The organism is Arthrobacter oryzae (assembly GCF_037911235.1).
Taxonomy (GTDB): Bacteria; Actinomycetota; Actinomycetes; order Actinomycetales; family Micrococcaceae; genus Arthrobacter; species Arthrobacter oryzae_E.
This window is the reverse complement of record NZ_JBBLYW010000051.1, coordinates 15,066-31,112: the sequence shown is the minus strand read 5'-3', so window position 1 is coordinate 31,112 and position 16,047 is coordinate 15,066. Positions and strand designations below refer to the sequence as shown.

The following is a 16,047-nucleotide window of genomic DNA, read 5'->3' as shown; positions in this document are numbered from 1 at the left end:
CGAGGAGACCCCATGCGCAAACTGACGGCCGGCCTGTTTTACTCCGTGGACGGCGTGGTTGAATCCCCCAACCTGTGGCAGTTCGACAGCTTTGACGATGAACTCGGCGCCGGGATGGAACAGATGATGGCCAGGGTTGAAACCGGGCTCCTGGGCCGGATCGGCTATGAGCAGTGGGCCGGTTACTGGCCCGGCGCGGCCGCTGACGCCGACTTCGGCGCGTTCATCAATCCGCTGCAGAAGTTCGTGGCCTCCAGGACCCTTTCGGGCGAGCTCGAGTGGCAGAATTCCCGGCTGATGGACGCGCCGCTGGAGGAGTTCGTGGCCACGCTCAAGAACGGCAACGGCGGCGAGATTGCCGTGTTCGCCAGCATCTCGCTGACCCGGCAACTCCTGTTCGCCGACCTTCTCGACTCGCTGATGCTCATGGTGCACCCGGTCATCGCCGGAAGCGGACGGCGGCTGTTCGAGGACGGCGATCCGGTGACACGGCTGGAGTTGCAGGATTCGCAGCGGACCAGCAAGGGGAACATGATCCTCAGCTACGGCCGTAAGGGCGCCTAGGGCAGATGCTGGCCGTGCTTGCTCTGCCGACGGGCCGAAATTCGAACCAGCTGGTATACGCAGACGGCGGCCAGAAATCCAGCGGCTATGACCCATGGCAGTGACCCGTCCGCGGCGATCAACGGATAAGACGTACATTCACCCGGGCGATCAACGTAGTCAACGCAGACGCCCACGGTGGTTGTCAGCAGCGGAAGGCTGACGAACCCCACCACGGCCAGGATGACCGCCCAGGGCCAGCGCTGCGACCATAGCCATCCGCCTCCGGACCGGCGCGCTTTTTCCCCGGCCATGGCCTGACGATACTCCGGAACAAAACTTCGGTACAGCACAAACACCCTAAACTGGATGGGTGCAACCCTCCCTTTGGCTGGCCTTGGCCGGCGCCGGCGTCCTGATCAGCTTCACCCCCGGAGCGGGTGCCATCAACACCATGAGCAACTCGCTGAATTCAGGCTTCAGGCGAGCAATCTGGGGAATCCTGGGCCAGCAGGCTGCACTGGTGGTCCACGTGCTGATCGTGGCCTTGGGCGTAGGAGTCCTTGTGGCCAGCTCGCCCGTGGCGTTCAACGTAATCCGTTACGCCGGCGCAGCTTATCTGGTCTATCTGGGCATCCGCCAGTTCCTGCACAAGCCGGACCTGGACCAGGAAAAAGCGGCCGAGCTACGCAATGAACCGGCCGGGTCCATGTTCCGCCGGGGTCTCTGGGTGAACCTGCTGAACCCCAAGGCCGTCGTCTTCTTCCTGGCCTTTATGCCGCAGTTCATCAAGCCGGAGCAGCCGCTGCTGCCCCAGTACCTGGTGCTTACCGCCACAGTGGTGGTCATCGACATTGTGGTGATGTGGTTCTTTTTCGCGGCCGCAGCCAAGTCCTTCCAGCGTTTCACGCACAACGCCCACGGTCAGAAGATCCTGAACCGGACGTTCGGGGTGCTCTTCGTGGCCGTGGGCGTCATGCTGGCGTTGATCCATTAGCGGCTAGCCCGCAGGCGCGTCAACCGCAGGGCCACAACTGTCCGTTCGCGCTCAGTAACTGCCGGAGCGCACCGACACGGCCCGGGCCGAACCTGCCAGCTCCGGGGCTTCCCTGGCCACGGTCTCTTCAACATAGGCGAGGGCGGCCGGCGCCAGTCCGTCGTACAGGCGGACCAGGAGCTCACGCGCTTCGGTCCGCGGCCAGGCCTCGGGCAGCAGCCGGGCGGGAAGGTCGGGGTCGCTCCACGGGAATGCCCGCCAGGCATCCATCAGCTCGGTCCTGACCCGCAAGGCATCCGCCGGACTCACGGCCCCGGCGTCGAGCCTCTCCAGCCATGGCCTGAACCTGTCAATGAACGGCTGGTACTGCTCCCTGAATTCCTGCGGCGACCACGCGTCAATGAGCCGCTTGCCGCGGAGGGTGGAATCGGCGGTCCGGAAAATGACGTAGTCGTCCACGCCGAAGGCCTCGCAGGTGGTTTCGAGCTCGGCGGAGTGGTCCCTCGGCGAGACCCAGACGGCCCCGAACAGCGGCGCGAACCCGCGCCACCGCAAGCGTGACCGGAACAGCTCGCGGACGTCCCGTGACGTCTCGGGGATGGAGAAGGCGATAACCGTCCAGCTGCCGTCCCAATGCTGGGACTGTTCCCCGAACGCCGAAACCTGCTCCAGGCCGCCGCGCAGGCGTTTCCGCGCACCTTCGGTAATCCGGTAGCGGGAGGTCCGCCCCGCGCTGGACTGTTCCAACACGCCCCGGGAGGCCAAGCGGCTCAGTGCCGTGGCTGATGCGGAGGGGGTGATGCCAAGGTCCGCGGCCAGGGCTGCGATGAGCCGGGACGGCAGCCAGGCGTCGCTGGTGAACCAGTAGTCCACCAGCAGGGTCACCAGCTGGTGCTGACTGGAGGGACCCTTCAGCGGCCGGGGAAAATCAATGGCCATGTCCGGATCCATGCCGGGTACTGAAGCCGCGGGCTTGCTCATCACGCCTCCATCATGCCAGCAGGGACAGCCAATTAAAGTCTGCACTTTTATTGACGGGCGCTGAGCTAAGTGCATACTATTTACCCAGAGCGTGACGGAGGCCACAGCCGACCCCGTCGCTCAGCTCAGCATGCGAGCCCCCCCCCAGAGCTTTCCTCCCCTGTCCTCTTAGGAGATCCGCAATGACCGCTGGTCCCATCGTTCCGCCGACGCCGTTGACGCCGTCCCCGGAACAGGCCCGCCCTGATTCCCACCAGGGAACAAAACATGCCCGCCGTGCCGCCACCGCCAGTTTCATCGGCAGCACCCTGGAGTATTACGACTTCTTCATCTACGGGTCAGCCTCAGCGCTGATTTTCAATAAGATCTTCTTCCCCGGGATCGACCCCGCCCTCGGAACCATCCTGTCCATGGCCACCATCGGCATCGGCTACGTCGTCCGTCCGCTGGCCGCGAGCGTGATCGGGCACTACGGCGACCGCATCGGACGCCGCCAGATGCTGGTGCTGACACTCGTGGTGATGGGCGTTGCCACCTTCCTCATCGGCTGCCTTCCGCCGACCGCTGCCATCGGCGCGGCAGCCCCCATCCTCCTGGTTGTCCTCCGGGCCCTCCAGGGAGCATCCGCCGCGGGCGAATCGGTGGGAGCCGTCACCATGACCATGGAACACGCCCCCAGCAACAAGCGTGCCTTCTACAGCAGCTGGGTCAACACGGGCGCGGCTGCCGGCATCATGCTGGCATCCCTGGCCTTCCTGGCCGTTTCGATGCTGCCCCAGGATGACCTGCTCAGCTGGGGCTGGCGCCTGCCGTTCCTGGCCAGCATCCTGGTGGTCGGCGTCGGCCTCTACATCCGCGTCCGGCTGCCCGAATCCGAGGTGTTCGAAGCGGCAAAAGAAGCGGAAACCGAGAAGGAACTGCCTATCAAAGTGGTCCTCCGCGATCATTGGCGAACCATCATCAAGGTCATCTTCTTCGGGCTCTGGAGTGTGGTTTCCTCCGTATTCGCCGCATTCGGCCTCGCCTACGCCACCAGCAAGTTCGGCGTCCCGGCGCCGGCAATGCTGGGTGTCACCATCCTCACGGCGGGGCTGGCCCTGGTCGCCCAGCCTTCCGCGGGCATCCTCGCCGACAGGATCGGCCGCAAGCCGGTCTTCATCGCAGGCAACCTCATCTGCGCCGTCGCCGCCTTCGTCTTCTTCTGGTCCATCAGCACCGCGTCGGTGCCGCTCATCTACGCCAGCGGCATCCTTTTCATGACCGTGGGCTACGGAATGGTCAACCCGCTCGGCCCGGCCATGACCGCTGAAATGTTCCCCACGAAGATCCGCTACTCCGGTGCCGCCACCGCCTCGCAACTGGGCCTCGTTGTCACCGGCTTCGCACCGGCCATCGCAGCGGCCATCGTCCAGCCCGGCCCCACCGGATGGATTCCCGTGGCCGCCTTCACCGCGGCCTGCTGCCTTGCCTCGGCGGCCGTCACCGCCATCTGGGTCAAGGAAACCTACAACGTCCCCACTGAGGCGCTCGGAACCGTGAGGAACCGTCCATGACACTGCGCACCGCGCTAAAACCAGTACTCATTGAACACGACGTCGAAACCCGGATGCCGGACGGCACCATCCTGCGATCCACGATGTACCGGCCCGCAGGCGGGGAACCCTGCCCGGTACTGCTGACCAGGACGCCCTACGGACGCGACCTCTCCGTCAATTCCGCCTACTTCAACCCCGTAACGGTCGCTGCCGCAGGCTACGTCGTCATCATGCAGGACTGCCGCGGACGCTTCGGTTCCGACGGCGGCTTCGACCCGTCCGTGAATGAAGCGTCCGACGGCGCCGCAACAGTGGAGTGGGCAGCAGAGCTGCCGTACTCCAACGGCTCCGTGGGGATGTGGGGCCGGTCCTACTTCGCAGAGACGCAGTGGCGGGCAGCGTCCCTGGCTCCGAACGGGCTCGCTGCACTGGCCCCCGGCATCTCGGCCGGCGCCAACGCGAACAACGGATCGCTTTACCGCGGCGGAGCCTACGAGCTCGGCAGCCGGTTCAGCTGGGGCCATGCCTCCATCTCAGCCAATGAGCTGCTCCGCGAATTCGCCGAAGACCCCGAACGGCAGGGCAAGGAATTCCAGACGTGGCTGGACCTGGACCGCTCATTTTCCGACGGCAGTGCCTTTGGGACGCTGCCCCTGCGGGACCTCTCCGCACAGCTTGGGACGTTCATGAACCGCCATGTCCTCCCCTCGGCCGGAGAGGCCCCGGGCAGCAGCTTCACGCGCCTGTGGGACGACGCATCCGCCACACCGGTGCCGCTGCCCACGCTGCACATCGGCGGCTGGTTCGACATCTTTTCCCCCGGCACGCTCTCCCAGTACACGATGCAGCTGGAGTACAGCCGGACCGGGGCCGCACCTGCACCGCGGCTCATCATGGGGCCGTGGACCCACACGAATTTCTCCGGCGGCTACCCCGACGTGAGCTTCGGACTGAACGCGGCCGGAGGCGTGATGAACGGCCTCGGTGACCTCTCCGGACTGCAGACGGCCTGGTTCGACGCCGTGCTCAAGGACGATCCCGGGCGCCTCAGCAGCATTCCGGCGGTGCTGCTCTATTTCATGGGCGAGAACCAGTGGCGCGGATTTGATGAGCTTCCCGCGCCCCGCGGCCACCGCTCCTGGTTCCTCGGTGCGGACGGGTCACTGCGGGACGCACCCGGGACCGGCGGCTCCGCGGAATACAGCTACGACCCCTTGGACCCGGTCCCCGCCACCGGCAGCGCAACCATGATCCACGGGGTGTTTCCCGCGGGGCCGGCCAACCAGCACGCCGTGGAGTCCCGCGCCGACGTCCTCACCTTTACGACAGAGGCGTTCGAGGAACCCGTCACGCTGTTCGGCGAAGTCAGCGCCACCTTCTTTGCCGCCTCCACCGCCGTCGACACTGATTTTGTGGTGCGGCTCTGCCGCGTGGCTCCGGACGGAACGTCGCTGGGCATTGCCGACGGAATCATCCGCGCGTCCTGGCGGGACAGCCATGCCCGGACCGGCCTGTTCCAGCCAGGCCACGCGCCGTCGCCGATCGAACCGGGCGTGCCTTACGAGTACACCGTGAGCCTGTGGCAGACGGCCTACACGTTTGCCCCGGGCGACCGGCTCCGCGTCCAGGTCACCTCGAGCTGCCATCCGCGCTGGGACCGGAACCTCAACACCGGCAAGCTGGCCTATGACTCCGCCGAATCGGTGGTGGCCACGCAGACCATCCTTTTCGGTCCGGGCTACCCCAGCCGGCTGACGGCGGGGGTCCTGTGAACGCACCAGCCCCGGCTGCTCCTGAGCCTCCGGGGCTGACCTTCCTGGCGGAACTTTCGGTCACCGTCGGTGAGCCGATCGACGTCGGGCAAACCCCAGAGGGCCACCGCAGGGTCATCCCCATCACCGGCGGAACGGTCAGCGGGCCGGCCCTGAACGGACGGGTCGTCCCCGGCGGCGCGGATTACCAGATCGCCCGGTACGATACCCTCACGGAGCTGGACGCCCGCTACGTGCTGGAGACACCGGACGGCCACCGCATCTACGTGCACAATTCAGCGCTGCGCCACGGAAATGCCGAGGATATTGCCCGGCTCAACCGCGGGGAACCAGTCGACGCCGCCAGCATCTATTTCCGCTGCTGGCCCCGGCTCACAACGGCCGCCCCCGAATGGGAATGGCTGAACGCACGTCTGGCGGTGGGGACCGGCGTCAGGCACCCGGACCATGTGCTGATCCGGATCTTCCTCATTGACTGATTCCGGATGTCATCGACTGAGGCAGCACGCGGCCCGGCCTGCAACGCATCATGCGTCACCGGCCGGGCCGCAACTGTCCGTTCGCGCCGCTCCCCTTATGCGGCCAGCGGCACCTCCGGGCGGCCGGCAGCCACCACCAGCTCCGGCCCGTCCGCGGAAACGGTGACCTGACCCCCGGCTGCCAGGTCTGAGCCCACCAGCAGATCGGCGATCCGGTCGTCGAGTTCGCGCTGGATCACGCGGCGCATCGGCCGCGCACCGTACTCGGGTTCATAGCCCCGCTCGGCGATCCAGTCCACCGCGTCCTCGCCGACCACCAGTCCGATGCCCTGCGAGCGCAGGCGGGCTTCGGTGTCGTTCAGCATCAGGCGGACGATCTGGCGCAACTGGGCCTGATCAAGCTTGCGGAACAGGACGATCTCGTCGATGCGGTTGAGGAACTCCGGCCGCATCGATGCACGCAGCCGCGCCAGCACACGGTCGCGCAGGGCCTTCTCCGAGCCAAACGCGCTTCCTTCCCCGGCCGCAGTGAATCCGGTGGGCCCCGCCTTGCTGGCCAGGAACTCCGAGCCGAGGTTCGAGGTCATGATGACCACCGTGTTGCGGAAGTCCACAGTCCGTCCGTGCCCGTCCGTCAGCCGCCCGTCGTCGAGCACCTGCAGCAGGAGGTTGAACACATCCGGGTGCGCCTTTTCGATCTCGTCGAGCAGCACGATTGAGTACGGATTGCGCCGCACCCGCTCGGTCAGCTGCCCGGCCTCGTCGTAACCCACATACCCCGGAGGGGCGCCGACCAGGCGGCTCACGGTATGCCGCTCCCCGAACTCGCTCATGTCGAAGCGGATCATGGAATCTTCGCTGCCGAAGAGCGAGCCCGCCAGCGCCTTGGCGAGTTCGGTCTTGCCCACGCCGGTGGGGCCCAGGAACAGGAAGCTCCCGATCGGCCTGCCCGCGGCGCCCATGCCCGTGCGGTTGCGGCGGACGGACTTCGCAATCAGGCTCACGGCATCCTCCTGGCCGACCACCCGCTGGTGCAGGTCTTCTTCCAGCCTGGCAAGCCGCTCCCGGTCACCCTCGGTGATCCGGCTCGCCGGTATGCCCGTTGCGCGCGAGATGATCTCGGCGATCTCCGCTTCACCCACGACGGCGGACTCGGCGCCGGGGGCTTCCCGGCCCGCCGCGCCGGCGCCGGGGGCTTCCTGGCCGGCCGCGCCGGCGCCGGTCGCGCCGCCGTCGAGCTTCTCCTTCAGAGCATTCGCTTCGTCCCGCAGCCGGGAGGCTTCCTCGAAGTCCTCCGCAGCTATCGCCGCGTTCTTCGATTCCTCGAGCGCCGCCAGCCGTTCGCGCAGGGCGGCCACGTCCTGCCGGGAACCGAGCTTGAGGCTCAGCCGGGCGCCGGCCTGGTCAATAAGGTCGATCGCCTTGTCGGGAAGGAAGCGGTCCGTCACGTAACGGGCGGACAGTTCGACGGCGGCCCTGATCGCCTCGTCGGTGTAGCGGACGCCGTGGTGTTCCTCGTACCGCCCGCGCAATCCGGAAAGGATCTGCACGGCGTCGTCAATGGCGGGCTCCCCTACCTGGACGGGCTGGAAGCGGCGCTCAAACGCGGGATCCTTCTCCACCTTGCGGTACTCGTTCAGCGTGGTGGCACCCACAACGTGGAGTTCGCCGCGGGCCAGCCGCGGCTTCAGGATGTTGCCTGCATCCATGCCGCCCTCGCCGGCGCCGCCGGCCCCGAGGACCATATGCAGCTCGTCGATGAACAGGATGAGCCGGCCGGCGTTGGCAGTGACTTCGTCCATCGCCTTGGTGAGGCGCTCTTCGAAGTCCCCGCGGTAGCGGGTCCCTGCGAGCATGGCGGGAAGGTCCAGCGAAATGACCCGCTTGTTGCGGAGCTGTTCCGGCACGGTGTCGGCGGCAATGGCCTGTGCCAGGCCTTCGACGATGGCCGTCTTGCCCACGCCGGCTTCGCCGATCAGCACCGGGTTGTTCTTGGTGCGCCGGGCCAGGATTTCGATGGTCTGGGCCGTCTCGTCGGCCCGCCCGATGACCGGGTCCAGGCCGCCTGAACGCGCCAGGGCGGTGAGGTCCGTCCCGTAGGTGTCCAGCGTAGGAGTCTCCGAAGCGGCGCCCGGACCGTGTGCGGATTCCGCAGCGTCCGGGGTGCCCGCTCCGGATGGCTCGGTGCCGGCAGACTCGCGCGCCCCGGCCTGGAAGGATTCGGGCGTGACGCCGGCCGCCACGAGCACCTGGCCGGCAGAGGCATCCTGGTTCAGCACCAGGGCGAAGAACAGGTGCTCCGGGTCGATGTACGTGGATCCGAACGCCCGGGCAACCTGGTAGGCGTCCAGCAGGGCGCGCTGGGCGGACGGCGTCAGCGCCGGAGCTGCTGCCACGGGCCGGCCGGACTTCTCCGGCAGGCGTTCTTCCGCGGCCTTGGCCACGGCCGCCGGCTTGGCCCCCGCGCGGCGCACGTAACCGATGGCCGGTTCCACCCCGGCCATCGTCCGCAGGATGTGAAGCGCATCCACATCACCGTGCCCAAGGTCCATGGCGAACTGCCCGGCGAGTGAGAGCACCTCGTGGGTGCGGCGGCTCAGCAGCCTGGTGATATCTGTGGGGCGCCCGGACCGGGCCGCGCGCTGGCCCTGCAGGTAGCGCGCAAGGAACTCGTCAAACGAACCGCTGCCGGTACCGGCAGGTCCAAAAAACGTTGGCATGTACCCTCCGTAGGTAAAGTTGAGTGTCATTGACTCAAGTCTCTAGCTATGAGGATTATTCCCGGTCCGGGGGCGGGGCCGCAACCGTCCGTTCGCGCCCCGCCCCAGGGCCGCAACTGTCCGTTCGCGCCCGCCCCCGGGGCCGCAACTGTCCGTTCGCGCTTACTGCAGCTGGCCGTTCGCGGGGGTCAGCTTCCGCAGGTCCGCCTTCCGGATCTTGCCGCTGGCCGTCCTGGGCATCTCCTCCACGAACACCACCGACTTGGGAATCTTGTACCGGGCAAGCCGGCCGTCCAGGTGGGCCCGCAGCTGCTCTTCGCTCAGCTGCGCCCCTTCCCGCAGGAGCACCACGGCCCGCAGCTGCTCTTCGCTCAGCTGCGCCCCTTCCCGCAGGAGCACCACGGCCCGCGGCACCTCGCCCCACTTCTCGTCCGGCACGCCGATTACGGCCACACTCCCCACGGCGTCCAGCTCGGTGATCGCCTGCTCCACTTCGGCCGGATAGATGTTCTCGCCGCCGGAGATGATCATGTCCTTGAGCCGGTCCGAGATGAACACAAAGCCGTCGTCATCCTTGTAGCCCATGTCGCCGGACTTGAACCAGCCGTCGCCGGTGTAGGAGTCGGCCGTGGCGTCGGGCCGGTTCCAGTACTGGTGGATGACGTTGGGGCCCTTGATCTGGATCTCCCCCACCGTGCCCGGGGCCGCGGCGCCCGCACCGGGATCGGCGAGGTCCGCTACCCGGACCTCTGTGAAGAAGTGCGGCAGGCCGGACGATCCGGCCTTGTCCCGGGACCGCGCCGCCGGCAGCGTGGTGGCGCCCGGGGCCGTCTCGGTCATGCCGTAGCCGTTTGAAAAGCGCAGCCCGCGCTTCTCATAGGCATCCAGCACGCGCAGCGGCACCGCGGATCCGCCGCAGGTCAGCTTGTTCAGGGAGCTCAGGTCCGTGGCCTCCCAGGCGGGGTGTTCGCACAGCATCTGGTAGGTGGTGGGCACCCCGCTGACGGTGGTGGCCCGGTGCCGTTCGATGAGCTGCAGGGTGCGGAGGGGGTCGAACCTGGGCTCCAGGACCACGGTCCCGCCCTTCAGCAGCGTGGGCAGGACTCCCATGTCCAGGGAGGCCACGTGGAACATCGGGGAGATCATCAGGGCTACATCCGTGGAGGCGAAGTCGAAGTCGACAATGACGTTGATGCAGTTCCAGGTGATGTTCCCGTGGGTCAGCAGGGCGCCCTTGGGATGTCCGGTTGTTCCGGACGTGTAGAGAATCATGGCTCCGTCGTCCAGGCCCACGGGCTCGTCCGGGGCGGTGGTCGCGCCTGACGCGACGACGTCCTCATAGTCCTCGGCCGCCGTCGTGCGTTCCGTTTCACTTTCCGCCGGGGCGGCACCGGGGGAACTGTCGACGGCGATCCGCCGGACCACCGCTGTCTCCTCGCCGCCGCGGACCGCCAGGTCCGAAAGGCTCGCAGCGTGCACCAGCAGCACGGCGCCGCAGTCCGTGAGCTGGAACTGGATTTCAGGCGGGGCCAGCCGCGTGTTCAGCGGGACGAAGACGGCTCCGGCAAGGCCGCAGGCGAAAAGCGTCTCCAGGAAGGACGGATCGTTCTCCCCCAGGTAGGCCACCCGGTCCCCGCGCGCCACGCCACGGTCACGGAAGGCGTTGGCGAGCCGGACGGAACGTTCCGCCAGCTGCTCGTAGCTGACCTCCCGGTCTCCGGCGATGATTGCTGCCTTGTTGCCCGACTTCGGGCGGCGCCGTTGCAGCCACGAGCCGATGCCAAAATTTTCCACGGCAAGTCCTTTCTAATAAAACGGTAGTCCCTGGCGGCCGGATCAGAGCCGGACGGTCTGAAGATCGTTGTTCTTGGGTTCCCTGGTCAGCAGGATGAAGACGATCGATACCACGGACATAATGGCCAGGTACCAGACCACGGCTCCGGTGTTCTGGCCGGAATCCTTGAAGATCTGCGCCACGATCCCGGGGGTGAAGCCGGCCCCGAGCAGCGTTGCCAGCTGGTAGCCCAGCGAGGCGCCCGTGTACCGGGACGTGGTGCCGAACTGCTCGGAGACGAAGGCCGCGAGCGGGCCGAACAGCATGGAGTGGATCATCAGGCCCACAGCGAACGCCACGAAGATCAGCACGATGTTGTTGGAGGACAGCAGCTGGAACATCGGCACAAGGTAGGCGATGAACACCACGAGCCCGCCCACCATCACGGGGCGCCGGCCCAGCTTGTCCGAGAGCCTTCCACCCAGGACTACAAAGACGATGGAGATCAGGGAGGCCGCGGCGTAGGCGTAGAGCACGCCCTGGCGGTCGGCACCCTTGGAGACGGCGAAGGTCACCGCGAACGTTGCCAGCACCACCTGCAAGGCGAAGCCTGCGGCCCCGGCCAGCATGGTGAAGACCAGGGTCTTGGGCTTGCGGAGCACCTGGAGGAGGGGAATTTCACGGCGGGCCGGGGCGGAGCTGCCGGTCGGCCGCGCGCCGTGTGACTTGGAACCTTCGCCGTGTGCCTGCAAACCTGCAGCTTGTTCGCGCTTCTCTTGCTCGAGCGCGGCTTTGAAGATGGGGCTCTCGGAAACCTTGAGCCGGACGAACATGCCCACGCCCAGCAGCACGAAGGACAGCAGGAACGGTACGCGCCAGCCCCAGGCGAGGAACTGCTCGTTCGGCAGTGACGAGAACGCTCCCATGATGAACGTGCCCAGCACGGCGCCCGTGGGGGCTCCGGCGTTCACGAACGACGCCGCAAAGCCACGCCGTCCTGACTCCGAGTGTTCCAGCGCCATCAGGGCGGCGCCGCCCCATTCGCCGCCGACGGCGATGCCCTGGAACACGCGCAGGATCACCAGCATCACAGCGCCCCAGGGGCCGGCCACGGAGGCGTCCGGGACAAGTCCGATCAGGGTGGACGCGACGCCCATGACCAGCATGGAAACGATGAGCATTCCCTTGCGGCCCAGCTTGTCGCCGAAGTGGCCGAAGATGACCCCGCCGAGCGGGCGTGCCAGGTAGCCGGCAGCGAAGGTGCCGTAGGCGGCCACCACACCCACCCAGTCGTCCATCCCGGAGAAGAACACCTTGGGGAAGACGACGGCGGCGGCCGTGGCGTAGAGGAGGAAGTCGTAGTACTCGATGGTGCTGCCCAGATAACTGGAGGCAATGACCGTGCGCGCTTCCTTGCGGCGTTCGGCCGTACCCATGGCGTGAAGCTGAGTGAGTCCAGACATGGCTGTTCCTTTAGGACAGAGGGACAAGAAGGGGGTTGGTTACAGGGAATGCGGCTTACTTGTAGAAGCGGGCCAGGAATTCGGCCACGACGGCGGGGCGCTCCTGGCCCTCGATTTCGATGGTGTTGGACACCTTGATCTGGGCGCCGCCCTTGACCTCGGTGACCTCGGCGATGGTGGCCTGCATGCGGATCCGCGACCCCACCTTCACCGGTGAGGTGAAGCGGACCTTGTCCAGGCCGTAGTTCACTTTGGTGGTGACACCGTCGACGTCAAACAGCTCGCCCCAGAACGGGATGATGAGCGAGAGCGTCAGGAAGCCGTGGGCGATCGGGGCGCCGAACGGGCCGTCCTTGGCACGCTCCGGATCCACGTGGATCCACTGGTCATCGCCGGTGGCGTCGGCGAATTTGTTGATTTGTTCCTGCGTGATTTCGCGGTATTCGGTCACGCCGAGGTCGGTTCCGGCGAGCGTGAGCAGTTTGTCGAAGTCGACGACGAGATTGGGCATCTTTGCCTCCTGGGGCGGTTTTTGGAGTTGCGGAAGTACGACGGCGGCGCGGTGCTTCCGCCGTCGGATTTTCAGTTGCTGTTCGGGTCCGGTGAGTGCAGTTCAGTTAGTGCTGTCCGGTTAGTTCCGCGTCAGCGCGTGAAGGCGCTTTCGCCGGTGAGGGCGCGGCCCACGATGAGCGCGTTGATGTCGTGTGTGCCTTCGTAGGAGTACACGGCTTCGGCGTCGGCGTGGAACCTGGCCACGTCGGTTTCGAGCGTGATGCCGTTGCCGCCCACCACTTCGCGGGCCAGGGCCACGGTTTCGCGCATCAGCAGGGATGTCTGCATCTTGGCCAGGGCGGAGTCCTGGTCGCGGTAGATGCCCTTGGCCTGCTGTTCGGTCAGCCGGACCACCAGGGACAGCGAGGACGTGACGTTGCCGAGCATCCGCGCCAGTTTCTCCTGGACCAGCTGGAAGGATCCCAGCTGGCGGCCGAACTGCCGGCGTTCCGTCACGTAGCGCAGGGCGGCTTCGAAAGCGCCGGCCTGCAGGCCGGCGGCAATCCAGGCAACGTCCGAACGCATGGCCCGGAGCATCGCGGCCACATCCTTGAACGAGTTCACGTTGTGCAGCCGCATGGATTCCGGCACGCGGACGCCGTCGAGGGTGATGTGGGCGTTCTGCATCATCCGCAGCGCGGTCTTGCCGTGGATCTTCTCCAGCGTCACGCCGTCAGATTCTCGGTCCACCAGGAAGGCTTTCACCTGGCCGTCTGCCTGGTCCCGGGCGAACACCGCCAGGACGTCGGCGCTGACAGCGCCGCCGATCCAGCGCTTGGCACCGTCCAGGATCCACGAATCCCCCTCCCTGCGGGCGGTGGTGGACAGGCCGCCGGCGATGTCCGAACCGGAGTCGGGTTCGGTGAGGGAAAAGACGCCCTTGAGCGAGAAGTCGATAACCTTCGGCATCCACTCGGCCTGCTGCTCCGCCGAGGCACCCACCCGGATGGCAGTGCGGAAGAGTCCGGCCTGGGACGTGTACCAGGTGGCCAGCGAGGCGTCAGTGCGGGCCAGTTCGAAGATCCGGAAACCCTGGTAGATGCCGCGGGCGGGCCCGCTTTTTGCGCCCAAGGCGCCCGTGAGTTCCGCCGGTTCCATCAGGTCCAGGTCGATCAGGGGCTGTGCCAGTTGGGTGGGGAACTCGCCCCGTTCCCAGTAGTCGGCCAGCAGTGGCTGCGCTTCCCGGTCCAGGAAGCTGCGAAGCCTGCCCAGGACACGGCGCTCGTCCTCCGTGAGGAGGGATTCGGCGTCGTAGTAGTCGCAGACGCTGTAAAGGCGGGTCGCCGCTTCGACAGCAGGCACGGCCTCCGCGCTGGTATCGAGGCTCATCTCAGCCGTCCAGTCCAAGCAGGCGCACGGCGTTGTGCTTGAGGATCTTGGGCCGGACCTCGTCCTTGAGCGGCAGGTCGGCGAACGCGGCCAGCCACTTCTGCGGTGTGATGAGCGGGAAGTCCGTGCCGAACAGGACCTTGTCCTGCAGCACCGAGTTGGACATCCGGACGAGCGACTCCGGGAAGTACTTGGGCGACCAGCCGGAGAGGTCGATGAACACGTTGGCCTTGTGCGTGGCGATGGAGTTTGCCTCGTCCTGCCACGGCACCGAGGGGTGCGCCATGATGATCTGCAGTTCCGGGAAGTCCGCGGCCACGGCGTCCAGCAGAAGGGGGTTGGAGTAGGCCAGCTTGATGCCGTAGCCGCCGGGAAGCCCGGCGCCCATGCCGTTCTGCCCGGTGTGGAAGATGGCCGGCAGGCCCAGTTCCTGGAGGGTCTCCCAGAGCGGGTAGAACTGTTCGCTGGAGGGGTCGAAGCCCTGCAGGCTGGGGTGGAACTTGAAGCCGCGGGCGCCCAGGTCAATGGCCTGGCGCTTGGCGCCCTGGACGGCGTCGGCACCGGTGCGCGGATCCACGCTGCCGAACGGGATGAGCACGTCATTGTTCCTGGCCGCGCCCGCGATCAGGTCCTCGATGCTGTTCGGTTCGTGCTTGAGCTGGGTGCGGGCGTCCACAGTGAACACGACGGCGGCCATGTTCAGTTCCCGGTACACCTCGGCGATGCGGTCCAGTGACGGCGTACGATCCTCGGATTTGAAGTATTTTGCCGAGGCTTCGGTGAGTGCCGGCGGGAGTGATTCGTGGCCGTGGCCGTCCACTTCGAGGTGGACGTGCATGTCGATCGCGTCCAGCCCGGCGGCATCGATGCCGAGTTCGTAGCGGGTGGCAGCCATGGCTAGCCCACCTTCACGGGAGCTGCGGCAGGCTGGGCAGGCCGGGCATCGGGCTGCAGGTCCTCGGGCAGCGGCAGGAATTCCTCGCCCACGCTCTGCAGCTTGCCGCCGAAGAGCGGGCCGAAGTTCTCCACGAGGTCCTCGTAGCGCCAGCCGCCCTCACGGTATTCGGTGGCCGCGGCCTCGGGGTGGGTCCAGAGCTGAAGCCGGTCGCCGCCGGCGCCGATGGCCTGGCCGGTGATGCCGGCCGCCTCATCGGAGGCGAGGAACGCGACCAGCCCGGAGACGTCGTCGGCCGTTCCGAAACCGAGTTCGTGGCGGAAGAAGACCGGCATGGCCTCGCCGCGCTCGTCTGCCTCGACTGCCTTCTGGAAGTACGGGACGGTCTTGGTCATGGCGGTGGCCGCCACGGGGATGACGGCGTTGGCGGTCACGCCCGCCTTCTTCATTTCCAGGGCCCAGGTGCGGACCATGCCCACGATGCCGGCCTTGGCTGCGGCGTAGTTGGTCTGGCCGAAGTTTCCGCGCTGGCCGGTGGGCGAACCGATGGTGATGATCCGGCCGGCAATGCCGTTCTCCTTGAAGTAGGCGAACGCTTCCCGGACGCAGGTGAAGGTGCCGCGGAGGTGGACGTTGATGACGGCGTCGAAGTCCTCGTCGGTCATCTTCAGCAGGCTCTTGTCCCGCAGGATCCCGGCGTTGGTGACCAGGATGTCCAGGCGGCCGAACTCCGTGACTGCTGCCTGCACCAGCTGCCTGGCAACTTCAGTGCTTCCGACCGGAGCGACGACGGCGGCGGCCTTCCCGCCGTCTGCCTCGATGGTCCGGACTGCTTCGGCAGCCACCTCGGCGTCGACGTCGTTGATGACGACGGCGGCACCCTGCCGGGCGAGCTCCCGGGCGTAGGCCAGGCCGAGGCCCCTGCCGCTTCCGGTGACGACTGCTACTTTTCCTGACAGGCTCATGGCTGCTCCTTTGCTAGCTGACCTTGTGCATCCCGGCTCTGG

14 protein-coding genes are annotated in these 16,047 nt (G+C 66.8%); 5 read left to right on the top strand and 9 right to left on the bottom strand.

Features of this window, described 5'->3' with window-relative positions; all coding sequences use genetic code 11:
* The first annotated feature begins 12 nt into the window (after positions 1 to 12).
* Positions 13 to 564: a dihydrofolate reductase family protein gene (locus WMN78_RS13965; RefSeq protein WP_340534336.1), complete on the top strand. Its 552-nt coding sequence runs from the start codon at positions 13 to 15 to the stop codon at positions 562 to 564.
* Here the strand turns inward: WMN78_RS13965 and WMN78_RS13960 are convergent.
* Positions 561 to 857 (bottom strand): hypothetical protein, encoded by a 297-nt coding sequence (locus tag WMN78_RS13960; protein WP_340534335.1) that lies wholly within the window; start codon positions 855 to 857, stop codon positions 561 to 563. The genes WMN78_RS13965 and WMN78_RS13960 overlap by 4 nt on opposite strands.
* A 59-nt stretch (positions 858 to 916) precedes the next feature.
* Here WMN78_RS13960 and WMN78_RS13955 point away from each other — a divergent pair, with 59 nt between their 5' ends.
* Complete coding sequence (locus tag WMN78_RS13955; protein WP_340534334.1) at positions 917 to 1,540, top strand: LysE family transporter; 624 nt, start codon at positions 917 to 919, stop codon at positions 1,538 to 1,540.
* Positions 1,541 to 1,591: 51 nt separating this feature from the next.
* On the opposite strand, the gene WMN78_RS13950 is transcribed toward WMN78_RS13955, so the two are convergent.
* A complete protein-coding gene (locus tag WMN78_RS13950) occupies positions 1,592 to 2,521 on the bottom strand; it encodes a PaaX family transcriptional regulator (RefSeq protein ID WP_340534333.1) in 930 nt (309 codons plus the stop codon).
* A 182-nt stretch (positions 2,522 to 2,703) separates the two neighbouring features.
* Between WMN78_RS13950 and WMN78_RS13945 the strand changes: the two genes are divergently transcribed.
* The 3 genes from WMN78_RS13945 to WMN78_RS13935 are packed head-to-tail and all read left to right on the top strand — an operon-like array spanning position 2,704 to position 6,307.
* The gene (locus WMN78_RS13945; protein ID WP_340534332.1) at positions 2,704 to 4,074 is read left to right on the top strand and encodes an MFS transporter; all 1,371 of its coding nucleotides are present in this window, start codon (positions 2,704 to 2,706) and stop codon (positions 4,072 to 4,074) included.
* Positions 4,071 to 5,828, top strand: coding sequence for a CocE/NonD family hydrolase (locus WMN78_RS13940; RefSeq protein ID WP_340534330.1), 1,758 nt, complete (start codon positions 4,071 to 4,073; stop codon positions 5,826 to 5,828). Before WMN78_RS13945 ends, WMN78_RS13940 begins: the two co-directional genes overlap by 4 nt.
* Positions 5,825 to 6,307, top strand: a complete 483-nt coding sequence (locus WMN78_RS13935; RefSeq protein WP_340534328.1) for a DUF3237 domain-containing protein — start codon at positions 5,825 to 5,827, stop codon at positions 6,305 to 6,307. Before WMN78_RS13940 ends, WMN78_RS13935 begins: the two co-directional genes overlap by 4 nt.
* Positions 6,308 to 6,402: 95 nt before the next feature.
* Here the strand turns inward: WMN78_RS13935 and WMN78_RS13930 are convergent, their stop codons facing one another.
* The 7 genes from WMN78_RS13930 to WMN78_RS13900 form a co-directional block, all read right to left on the bottom strand.
* Positions 6,403 to 9,027, bottom strand: a complete 2,625-nt coding sequence (locus WMN78_RS13930; RefSeq protein ID WP_340534327.1) for an ATP-dependent Clp protease ATP-binding subunit — start codon at positions 9,025 to 9,027, stop codon at positions 6,403 to 6,405.
* Between the two features lie 162 nt (positions 9,028 to 9,189).
* The gene (locus tag WMN78_RS13925; RefSeq protein ID WP_340534326.1) at positions 9,190 to 10,821 is read right to left on the bottom strand and encodes a long-chain fatty acid--CoA ligase; all 1,632 of its coding nucleotides are present in this window, start codon (positions 10,819 to 10,821) and stop codon (positions 9,190 to 9,192) included.
* A gap of 42 nt (positions 10,822 to 10,863) precedes the next feature.
* A complete protein-coding gene (locus tag WMN78_RS13920) occupies positions 10,864 to 12,264 on the bottom strand; it encodes an MFS transporter (RefSeq protein WP_340534324.1) in 1,401 nt (466 codons plus the stop codon).
* A 55-nt stretch (positions 12,265 to 12,319) separates the two neighbouring features.
* Positions 12,320 to 12,775: a MaoC family dehydratase gene (locus WMN78_RS13915; RefSeq protein ID WP_028270914.1), complete on the bottom strand. Its 456-nt coding sequence runs from the start codon at positions 12,773 to 12,775 to the stop codon at positions 12,320 to 12,322.
* Positions 12,776 to 12,906: 131 nt separating this feature from the next.
* Complete coding sequence (locus WMN78_RS13910; RefSeq protein ID WP_340534323.1) at positions 12,907 to 14,145, bottom strand: acyl-CoA dehydrogenase family protein; 1,239 nt, start codon at positions 14,143 to 14,145, stop codon at positions 12,907 to 12,909.
* Position 14,146: 1 nt separating this feature from the next.
* Complete coding sequence (locus WMN78_RS13905; protein WP_340534322.1) at positions 14,147 to 15,040, bottom strand: amidohydrolase family protein; 894 nt, start codon at positions 15,038 to 15,040, stop codon at positions 14,147 to 14,149.
* 2 nt (positions 15,041 to 15,042) lie between these two features.
* Positions 15,043 to 16,005: an SDR family NAD(P)-dependent oxidoreductase gene (locus WMN78_RS13900; protein ID WP_340534321.1), complete on the bottom strand. Its 963-nt coding sequence runs from the start codon at positions 16,003 to 16,005 to the stop codon at positions 15,043 to 15,045.
* Positions 16,006 to 16,047: the final 42 nt, after the last annotated feature.